This window comes from Streptomyces sp. NPDC050211 (genome assembly GCF_040656035.1).
Lineage (GTDB): Bacteria > Actinomycetota > Actinomycetes > Streptomycetales > Streptomycetaceae > Streptomyces.
This window is the reverse complement of the sequence record NZ_JBFALC010000137.1, coordinates 1-9,997: the sequence shown is the minus strand read 5'-3', so window position 1 is coordinate 9,997 and position 9,997 is coordinate 1. Positions and strand designations below refer to the sequence as shown.

Genomic DNA, 9,997 nt, shown 5'->3' with positions numbered 1-9,997 from the left:
GCGCCGATCGGTGTGCCGTACGTCTTCCCACCCGCCTGGCCGGCCCCCAGCAGGTTGGCGTCCGCCTTGGAGGTGTCCAGCTTGTTCTCCTCGGTCGTGGTGAGCACGCCCGCCTCGGCCAGGGTCGAGACGACGGGGTTGTCGACGATGAGGATGTCCGGGGAGTTGCCCTGCTGAGCCGCCAGCAGCGTCTTGTTGGCCAGGTCGCTGGTGTCGAAGGCGGTCCGCTTGACCGTCACTCCGGCCTCGGTCCCGCACTTGTCCAGCAGCTTCGCCCACGCCGAGCCCTTGGCGAACTGCGGGTACGGGTCCCAGATGGTGTACGTGCCACTGCCGGCGCCCTCGGTGTCGGCACTGCCCGAGCCGGAGGAGCAGGCGGTGGCGCTGACGGCGACGGCGAGGGCGGTCACAGCGGCGGCGGTCAGACGGCGTTGTCTGGAGGAGCTGTTCATTGCAGGGGTTCCTTTGTTTGGGCATGCGGGTGCCGAGATGTGGAGATCTGTGTGATGGCAGAGGTGCTACGTGGGTGCGTTCACGACGCCGCAGCGGCACCGGCAGGCCCGGTGCTGGCCCGCAGAGAGATCGGGGGCGCCAGAAGATGGTGCCGGGGCGGCGCGTCGGGGTGGTCGAGCCGCTCCACCAGCAGGTCGACGGCGAGCCGGCCCATCTCCTCCGCCGGTACGTCCGCCGCCGTGAGCTGCGGGGTCACCGTCTCCGCCCAGCGGCCGGCCACGACCCCGGTGACGGAGAAATCGCGCGGCACATGACGGCCCGCCTGGGCGAGCCCCCGGTAGAGGCCGCCCAGCGCGGCCTCGTTCAGGGTGACCAGGGCCGTGGTGGCCGGGTCGTCGTGCAGGATCCGTGCCACACACGCCTGGCCTGCGGCGGCGTCGTCCCCGCAGCAGTACGTCCGTACCGTGAGCCCGCGTTCGGCCGCGGCCTTGGTGAAGCCGTCCAGTCCGCGGTGGGCGGACTCGTAGCCGGCCCGCAGCAGTTGTTCGGGCCGGTTGACGAAGGCGACCCGGCGGTGGCCGAGGTCCGCCAGGTGATGCACGCACGCCGCCGCCAGCGCGGTGTGGTCGAGGCCCACCCACCAACTGTCCTCCGGGTGGGCGGTGCGGCCGATGGCGACCGACGGGAAGTCCAGCGCGGTCAGATGGTCGGCCCGGTCGTCCTCCAGCCTGATCTCCATCAGGATCGCGCCGTCGACCCTCCGCTCCCCCAGCAGCCGCTGGAAGGAGCGGTCACTGTCCATGCCGCTCGGTGACAGCAGTACGTCGTAGTCGTAGGTGGCGGCGGCTTCGACCACGCTGCCGATGAAGTCCAGCTGCATCCCCGTGTAGTGGTTTCCGGCCGGCGGGAAGACCAGGCCGATCGTGTTGGTCCGGCCGTTGGCAAGGGCGCGTGCGCTGGCATTCGGGCGGTAGCCCAGCTCGTCGATGACCCCCTGGATCTTCCGGCGGGTGTCGTCCGAGACCGGGCGCTTGCCGCTCAACGCGTAGGACACGGTGCTGCGCGAGACACCGGCCCGCCGGGCGATCTCACCGATGTTCACGGGCGACTCCTTGATCGAACCGGTTCGACTTCTCGGTGGAGAGAGTACTCACCGGCCGCCGGGGTGCGAGGTGGAACTGGAGCGAGAGCCTATCGTCGAACCGGTTCGCGTGAAGTGAAGGTAGGAACAGCCCGGACGCCTGTCAACACTCCTGACGCGACTTCCTGTTCTCGCCCGAGGTTCGGACTTCTTCCGGTTGGGGGGATTGCTGGCCGAGATCCGCGGTGCTAGCTTCCCCGAACCGGTTCGATGAATTGATCCTTCAGACACTACCGGGCGGGTTCCGCACCCCGCTTGGGGACCAGAACCGCCAACCCTTCCCGGCCAGACGAGTCACTCCGTAGCCGCGAGGCCAGAAGCGAACCGATTCGACGCATTGCCGATACTCAAGGATTGAGGACGCAATCCATGTCATCCGCTGACAGATCCACGCGCCGCCGCGCGCCGGCCGCCATGGCGCTGGCCCTCGGCGCGGGCCTGCTGGCCGCGCCCGCCGTACCCGCGCATGCGGCCGAGGCGCCGCAGCCCGTCGCCCGCTACACCTTCGACCAGGACGACCTTGCCTCCGGAAAGATCACCGACAGCTCCGGCAACGGACTGACGGCGAGCCTGGTGAACGGCTCGACGGCCCAGTCCGTGGCGGGCACGGACGGCGGCAAGGCGCTGGCCCTGCCCGGCGGGGCCCCCACCTCCGACGGCGCCTACGTCCGTCTGCCCCGCGAAGTGGTCGGCGACGCAACCGACTTGACGGTCTCCGCCCGGGTGAAGTGGAGCGGCGACAAGTCGTCCTGGCAGCGGATCTTCGACCTGGGCACCGACACCACCAAGTACTTCTTCGCCACCCCGTACAACGGCAACGGCGTCATGCAGACCTCCGTGACCACCGGCGGAGGGGGCGCGGAGAACCAGGTCAAGGGTTACGCGCCACTCCCCGCGAACGAGTGGAAAACCGTCACCGTCACCCTCGACACCGCCGCAGGGCGGCTCACCACGTATCTCGACGGTGTGGCGGTCTCCTCCATCGAGACCAGCATCAAGGCCAAGGACGTCCTGGAGAGTTCGGCCACGGCCGCCGGCTACATCGGCAAGTCCCTGTGGCCGGATCCGCTACTGAAGGGCGCGGTCGACGACTTCACGGTGTGGCACGCGGCGCTCAGCGCCGAGCAGGTGGCCGGCACGGTCCCGGCCCTGCCCACCCTCCAGGAGCTCTCGAAGACGTCCTTCGAGGCCCGTACGACGAACGGGACCGCCCCGACCCTGCCCGCCGCCGTCCGCTCCACCTACTCCGACGGCTACGACCGCGACACCCCGATCACCTGGGACGAGATACCCGCCGACAAGTACGCCCAGCCCGGGACGTTCACGGTGGCCGGAAAAGCGGCCGGGCGCGAAGTGAAGGCGACCGTCACTGTCGTCCGCGAAGGCCAGCTCACCGTCGACCTCGGCTCGGACACCGGCGCGTTCCACGGCGGCGCCTCCGGCACCCTCTACGGCGTGTACGGACCGGACGTCCCCACCAACAACCTCATCGAGGGCATGGGCCTGCGCACGGTCTCCACCAAGGCGCAGGACGGTCCGCAGCACCCCGGCGCCGACGCGCTCGAGGTGGTCAAGCCACTGGCGGACTCCACCGACGGTGACGTGTACATCTACATGACGGACATCCACCGCGGCTTCCCGTACCAGTGGCCCGGCGACACCCCCGAGGAGAAGGTCAAGCTCTACCGGGAGAAGGTCGAAAAGCAGGTCGACCAGGTCCTTAAACTGCCGAAGGAGTACCAGGACAACATCGTCTTCGTGCCGTTCAACGAGCCTGAGGGCAACATGTTCGGCACCGGCGAGTGGAGTTACAACAAGACCAGCTGGCTCAACGACCCCGACGACTTCTTCGCCACCTGGGACGACTTCTACAAGCTCATCAAGAGCAAGCTGCCCGACGCCCGCATCGCCGGCCCCAACACCAGCGTCCTCTACGACCAGGTGAAGGGCTTCCTGACCCACACCCTGGAGGCCGGCACCCTCCCCGAGGTCATCACCTGGCACGAGCTGAGCCACCCGGAGGCGGTGCGCGAAAGCACAGCCAAGTACCGCGAGTGGGAGAAGGACATCTTCAAGGGCACCGACCGCGAAGGCACCCAACTCCCCATCAACATCAACGAGTACGCCTTCAATTATCACACCTCGGTACCCGGCCAGATGATCCAGTGGGTGTCCGCGATCGAGGAGTCCAAGGTGGACGCCGACATCGCGTACTGGAACATCGACGGCAACCTCTCCGACTCCGCGGTGCAGTCCAACCGCGGCAACGGCCAGTGGTGGCTGCTGAATTCGTATGCCTCGATGAGCGGGCACACGGTGAAGGTGGCCCCGCCGTTCCCCGGCGAGAACTACACCATGCAGGGCGTGGCCACCCTCGACGAGAAGAAGAAGCAGTCCCGGCTGCTCTTCGGCGGCTCCACCGGCAAGGGTCATATCACCTTCGACAACGTCCCGAAGAAGCTCTTCGGGGACCGGGTGCACGCCTGGGTGAAGGAGATCGACTGGAGCGGTCAGGTCGGCGACAACTCCGGCCCGAAGCTGCTCTCCGAGCAGAACCTGAAGGTCGGTGCCGACGGCAAGGTCGTCGTCGACTTCGGCGAGGGCGGTCTGCCGACGCTGAAGGAGTCCTCGGCGTACGAGATCGTCCTCAGCCCGGCCGGGAAGGCGGCGAACACTAAGTCCCCGCCGGTGCGTTGGCAGGGTTCGTACGAGGCGGAGGACGCGGCCCACACCGGGTCCGGATACTCGAAGAACGGCCCCGAGGGCTCACCGCGCGACGTGTCGAAGTTCTACACGTCCGGCGGCTACGACGTCGGCGGACTGCGTACCGGCTCGGACGTCACGCTCGACTTCACGGTGGACGTGCCCGAGGACGGCACCTACGACCTGAGCGTCTTCGCCAACTCCCTCAACACCTTCGACAAGGTGAAGGAACAGGGGCCCACCAATGTCTTCCTGCGCGTGGACGGCCAGGCCGGCAGCGAACAGCAACTGTATCTGCCGCTCGGCTACAAGTGGGTGGTGTGGGACCACACCGACACCAAGGTGAAGCTCACCAAGGGCAAGCACACCCTGACGCTCGCGGCGAAGAGCCTGGATGGCAAGCGTGCGACGAAGGGTGACGCCATCGTCGACCGCCTCACCCTCGCCCTTCCCGGGGCTTCGGCCGGCACCCAGGTCTACGAGGGCGAACTGGCCTGGCTGAGCGGCGGGGCACAGCCCGTCTACACCTTGCCGAAGCGGGCGGCCACCGGCTCCGGCGCCGCCCGGCTCGCCAAGGGCCAGACCGCCACGTTCTGGGTGTACTCCCCCGCCGACCGTGAAGCCACCCTCAAGGTCGACACCCTCGGCGGCACCGGCGCACGGCTGTCCGTCAACGGACATGACGTCCTGCGCCTGGCCAAGGGCCGGAGCAGCGTCGCGGTCTCCCTCTCCGGCGGTGTCAACAAGGTGACGCTGACGGGCGGTTCGTCAGCCACTCTCGTCGACCGCCTGACGGTCACACCGACCGAGGGCGCGTTGAAGGCCCGTACATACGAGGCCCAGGACGCCGTACTCGCGGGCACGGCCGCACTCACCCCGCTGTCCCTGGCCACCGACGGCACGGCCATCACCGGCATCGGCGGCGACCCGGGCAACGGCAACACCGCGACGTTCACCGTCACCGCGGACCGGGCCGGTCTGTACGCGCTGCGCGTCCGCTACTCCAACCCGGAGCAGTCCGAGGCCACCCACTACAACCCGGACCCGCTGGCCCGCCACGCCGACATCACCGTCAACGGCGGCGAGATGCGGCGCGTCGGCTTCCCGCACAGCTTCCACGAGAACAACTTCTGGGAGCTGACCGTCCCCGTCCTCCTGAAGAAGGGACAGAACACGATCGCCTTCCGCTCCGAGGAACTGCCCAACTTCGACGGCACGACCTACGCCTCGGAGACCTTTCCCGGGGTCCTGCTCCGATCCCGGTACGCGCCCCTGATCGACCGGATCACCGTGGCGCCGTACTCGCGGGAGAGGTGATCACCACCGGCGGCGATGTGACGTGCACGAAGACGGGACAGAGCGCCTTCGCACCCCTTTCCTGTCGACGAGCAAGCCACATCGCCGCCGGTGCCACGAATAACCACCCCGTCCGACTGGCTGGCACCTCGGCTGCTCCTCGCGGGAGTCGTGGGCTGGGTCAGCGATACCGCCTGGTGCCTGAGGACACAACTGGAGTCGGTGGGATCACCCACGCCGATCTCCACCAGGAGTAACGCCGGGGTTTGTGGCACCTGCAGCGTCCTTTTGGCGGTGGGGCCGCGGCTGCCGTCCGCAAGGCGCGGGGTGTTGCCGAAGGAGTAGACGCCGAGTTCGAAGGCCATGGTGGGGTCCTGGCTTCAGTTGCTGATGGCGGGAATGGCCCGCCGGCTCAGGCGGTGGCGGCTGCGGCGTAGCGGTTGGCGGGGCGCTCCAGGCCCAGCAGGCCGCGCAGGGTGTCGGCCTCGTACGCACGGCCGAGCGCGCAAGGTCGATGCGTACGGGCAGGGTCCGAAGCCGGGTGCGCTGATGTGCTGGAGGTGCGCGGCGAGCGCGGCCGCGACCGTCTCCCACTGGGTGGCCCGGTTCGTGAACGCCTCATCAGCCTGCACGCTGCGGTCGTTCGTACTGAACAGGGCCCTGAAATGCCGGCCTGTCACGTCCACCCCCGAAAGATGATCACCAGCAGGGTCAACCTATGCCCGCGCTGCGGGGTTTGGGGAGCCCGCCCTGCCGCCGTGGCCAGGCCGGGCGGCGGTTTCAGGCCTGCCCGTGCGCTTAGTACCTGGCACTTACCACTGATCAGGCGTCGATGATGCTGCGTGCCTTGGCAACGCGCTCTCGGGTGCGGGTGACGTCGACCTCGCTGTAGAAGGTGTTGCGACGCACCAGCTCCTGGTAGGTGCGCACGGCTGATTCACCGATCCGTTCGACCACTTCGCGGACATCGGTGATCCCGTCGAGTGCACCGCCACCAATGTCCACCCGTAGGGCCTGAGACCCGAACTCCCGCACTAAGCCTGCACTGAGCAGGACGTAGCGGGATCGGGCGTCAGCGTTCAGGGCAATCCGTTCCTTGGCCAGGGGCGGGCTCGGGGACGCGAATTGGCTCGGGTCCGTGAGGCAGGAGTACACGGCGGTGGGACGAGCGTTCGTGGGGTCGAGCCGGCCGTACACCTGGCAGGCCTGGAGCGCGCACAGCCAGGCCATCGAGACTTCGCCGGTCTTCACGTGGAGCTCAGCCAGGTTGTAGTAGACGGAGCCCAATACCGCTTGGTCCTGGTCGCTTTCTCCCGCCTGGGCGACCTTGACCGCATGGTGGTTGGCCTTCCCATAGTGGCGCAGGGCACGGTCCCACTGGCCGCGAGCGATCGCGTCGTCGCCGAGTCGGATGGCGCCGGTGACCGTCCGTCGTTCGCCATTGAGCGATCGCCAGCGCATCGAGCCCCCTCGTTGTGGCGTGGACCGCTCGCCGTGCAACCCCGCGGGCCATACGGCGTGCCGCTGAGGTTATCCCCCGCATCGGTGTTGCGGCGAGGCCGCCAAGCAGGATGAGGGGCCTCTGCGCCTTCGGTATCCGCCTGGACGGGGGATCTTTCCCGCGTCGTTCAGGAAGGTCGCAGGGCCTCTTGACCACGGCCTAACACCGGAGGTCGGCTCGTCGCCGTCGACTGGCCAGCCTCCCCACCGATGGCGGCAGTTCGCCCAACGGCGCGAGGTCGGCGCCGCCGAGGGCCAGCAGGAAGTCGGCGTCCACCGTGGCCGCCTGCTCGATCAGCCGGTCGACGTACCGCGCGCCTGCCGTCCGCGACAGCGCCGTGCCGAGCGTGACCACGACCCGCTGCCGCCCGCCGCGCGCGACCAGGTCCGCCGGCACCGGGCCGCCGCCGTTGAACGGCACGTATCTGACCCGCCAGCCCGTGCCGTCGCCGCCGAGCGAGGCGGGGACGACGTCGAGCACGGTGCGCTCGGGCGGCCCAGTCACACCGCGTGCCCGGTACTCGTCGGCCAACTCGGCGGCCATCCCTTCAAAAATGCCGTCGGGTGCTTTTGTTGCTGTGCCCCTTGCACTGAAGAGGCGGGCTCTGCCAGGTGCCCTTCTCGCGCCTGTCCTCACCTACCTGGCACCATCTTCCGCACGCCCACCTTCCTCGGTGGTCTGGCCGCCGCGTTCGCCTACACCCTCGTCTCCGTAATCCTGACCTGGCTTCCGTCCTCTTTCGAAGTCGGCCTGGGCTATTCCGGGCTCGAGGCGGGGACGATGTTCGGATTCCCGAGCCTGGTCGCCCTGGGATGGTGTACCTGCCGCGGATCGGAGCGCCGGGGCCGGCCGGGGTGCTCGGCGTGTTCCTGGCCGTCATGAGTTCCGGCGGCATCGTGGGGCCGTATCTGGTCGGCCGGATCGTGGATACGGCGGCGGCTCCCGCCTCCGGCTACGCCCTGAATTTCCATGTGCTCGGCGTCGGTGCGATCACCGCGCTGCTGCCATGAACCCGCCCTGGCGCCGGCGCGTGATGGCCGGCCGGACCGGCGCTTGACCTTGCCCCTGAGGGCAAGGTTTAGCTTTGAGCGAGGTGAACGACATGAGGATCAGTGAGCTCGCACGTCAGGCCGACGTGACGACCAAGGCAGTGCGGTACTACGAATCGCTGGGGTTGATCACACCCGAGCGCCTCGCCAACGGCTACCGGAACTACGACGAGGACGACGTACGCCTCGTGCGCGAGATCAGGACACTCCACCTGCTGGGGATTCCGTCGAGCGCACCCGGCCGTTCCTGGAGTGTCTGGCGGCCGGACGTCTGCACGCCGACGACTGTCCGGCCTCGCTGGCGAGCTACCGGGAGGCCATCGACGAGCTCACCGGACGCATCGAGGCACTGACCGCCCGCCGGGCGACGCTCATCACCAACCTGACCGCAGCCGCCCACCGGGGCAGCGTCAAGCCGCCGGAGCAGACCGGAACAGGAGGCGAGGACTACCTGACACTGCCCGCCGACCTGCCCGCCCCCCGAGGACGACGCCGCCGCGGACCACCTGCCCGGCACCAAGGCGCCGCGGATCTCCCTGCCCAGCACGGCGGGCAAGGAGATCCGGCTGGACACGCTCGGCCCCCGCCGCACGGTGATCTACGTCTACCCCCTCACCGGCCACCCCGGCACCGACCTGCCCGAGGGCTGGAACTCCATCCCCGGAGCCCGCGGCTGCACCCCCGAGACGTGCGGCTTTCGCGACCACTTCCAACAACTCCTCGATGCCGGCGCTGGCCGTGTGTACGGGCTGTCCAGCCAGGACACCGACTACCAGAACGAGGTCGTGGAACGGCTCGGGCTGCCCTTCGACATGCTCTCCGACCCGGCCCTCGGCCTGGCCGACGCCCTGGGCCTGCCCACCTTCCAGGCCGGCGGGATGCGGCTGTTCAAGCGGCTCACGCTCGTCGTCCGAGACGGCGTGATCGAGCACGCCTTCTATCCGGTCTTCCCGCCCAACGAACACGCCCAGCAGGTCCTCACCTGGCTGCGCGAGAACCCCCTGTAGCGCCGTCGCGCGTCCCGACGCCGGTCGGATCAGTGCGCCACGACGCCCATAGAGGTCGCGGCTATCACTATTTGCACGAAAGGCTGACCATGTACGTCCCCAAACCCTTCGTACCCGACGAGGCCGCGGTCCGCGAGCTGCTGACCAACCACGGCGCATCCGACCTGATCACCATGACCGAGCAGGGCCTCCTGGCCACCTTGCTGCCCTTCGACTACGACCCGGACACCGGAGAGCACGGCGCTCTCATCGGTCACATGGCACGCGGCAACGACCAGTGGGAGCGGCCGGTGCAGGGCCAGGCCATGGTGATCGTCCGCGGGCACGACGCGTACATCACGCCGTCGTGGTAAGCGACCAAGGCCGAACACCACCGCGTGGTGCCCACCTGGAACTACATGACCGCGCACGTGTACGGGCAGCTGGTCGTGCACGACGATCCGGCCTGGATCGAGGCACAGATCCGCCGGCTGACCGACCGGCACGAAGCCGGCTACGCCGAGCCCTGGTCCGTCGACCAGGCCCCGGCCAAGTTCATCGAGCGGCAGCTGCGCGCGGTCGTCGGTGTCGAACTCGTCATCAGCCGTATCGAGGCCAAGTTCAAGCTCAGCCAGAACCAGCCGCAGGAGAACGTCGAAGGCGCCATCGCAGGCCTCGAAACCCGAGGCCACGCCGACGACGCCGCGGTCGGGGCAGCGGTACGCGCCCACAACCCGCACGCCACCACCTCCTGACCCGCACACCACGGCGCCCCCGCGCGCCCCCCGCGCCCGCCCCCCCCGGAGCGCCCCCCCCACCCAGACACCCCCCCACACACACCCACACACAAACACCCAGCAACCCCACG

General features: G+C 68.8%; 8 protein-coding genes and 1 pseudogene. 5 read left to right on the top strand and 4 right to left on the bottom strand.

The window, feature by feature from the left end; all coding sequences use genetic code 11:
- Nucleotides 1–452, bottom strand: a 452-nt coding sequence (locus AB0I98_RS49005; protein WP_362952891.1) for an extracellular solute-binding protein, incomplete at its 3' end; no start/stop codon positions are given.
- Nucleotides 453–532: 80 nt separating this feature from the next.
- Nucleotides 533–1,555 carry a LacI family DNA-binding transcriptional regulator gene (locus AB0I98_RS49000; RefSeq protein WP_362952889.1) on the bottom strand — a complete coding sequence of 341 codons (1,023 nt, stop codon included), beginning with the start codon at nt 1,553–1,555 and terminating at the stop codon, nt 533–535.
- Nucleotides 1,556–2,008: 453 nt separating this feature from the next.
- On the opposite strand from AB0I98_RS49000, the gene AB0I98_RS48995 reads away from it, so the two are divergent.
- Entirely contained in the window at nt 2,009–5,614 is a 3,606-nt protein-coding gene (locus AB0I98_RS48995) for a LamG-like jellyroll fold domain-containing protein (RefSeq protein WP_362952895.1), read from the top strand.
- Nucleotides 5,615–6,415: 801 nt separating this feature from the next.
- On the opposite strand, the gene AB0I98_RS48990 is transcribed toward AB0I98_RS48995, so the two are convergent.
- Together AB0I98_RS48990 and AB0I98_RS48985 are read right to left on the bottom strand one after the other, a co-directional pair.
- On the bottom strand, nt 6,416–7,054 hold the full coding sequence (locus AB0I98_RS48990) for a hypothetical protein (protein ID WP_362952886.1): 639 nt from the start codon (nt 7,052–7,054) through the stop codon (nt 6,416–6,418).
- A gap of 199 nt (nt 7,055–7,253) precedes the next feature.
- Entirely contained in the window at nt 7,254–7,637 is a 384-nt protein-coding gene (locus AB0I98_RS48985) for a hypothetical protein (RefSeq protein ID WP_362952884.1), read from the bottom strand.
- Nucleotides 7,638–7,906: 269 nt separating this feature from the next.
- Here AB0I98_RS48985 and AB0I98_RS48980 point away from each other — a divergent pair, with 269 nt between their 5' ends.
- The 4 genes and pseudogenes from AB0I98_RS48980 (at nt 7,907) to AB0I98_RS48965 (ending at nt 9,884) form a co-directional block, all read left to right on the top strand.
- Nucleotides 7,907–8,104, top strand: coding sequence for a hypothetical protein (locus tag AB0I98_RS48980; RefSeq protein ID WP_362952882.1), 198 nt, complete (start codon nt 7,907–7,909; stop codon nt 8,102–8,104).
- 92 nt (nt 8,105–8,196) lie between these two features.
- Nucleotides 8,197–8,496, top strand: coding sequence for a MerR family transcriptional regulator (locus AB0I98_RS48975; protein WP_362952880.1), 300 nt, complete (start codon nt 8,197–8,199; stop codon nt 8,494–8,496).
- A 153-nt stretch (nt 8,497–8,649) separates the two neighbouring features.
- Nucleotides 8,650–9,150 (top strand): peroxiredoxin, encoded by a 501-nt coding sequence (locus AB0I98_RS48970; protein WP_362952893.1) that lies wholly within the window; start codon nt 8,650–8,652, stop codon nt 9,148–9,150.
- Between the two features lie 89 nt (nt 9,151–9,239).
- Nucleotides 9,240–9,884 (top strand): annotated as a pseudogene (locus AB0I98_RS48965) (FMN-binding negative transcriptional regulator).
- Nucleotides 9,885–9,997 lie beyond the last annotated feature (113 nt).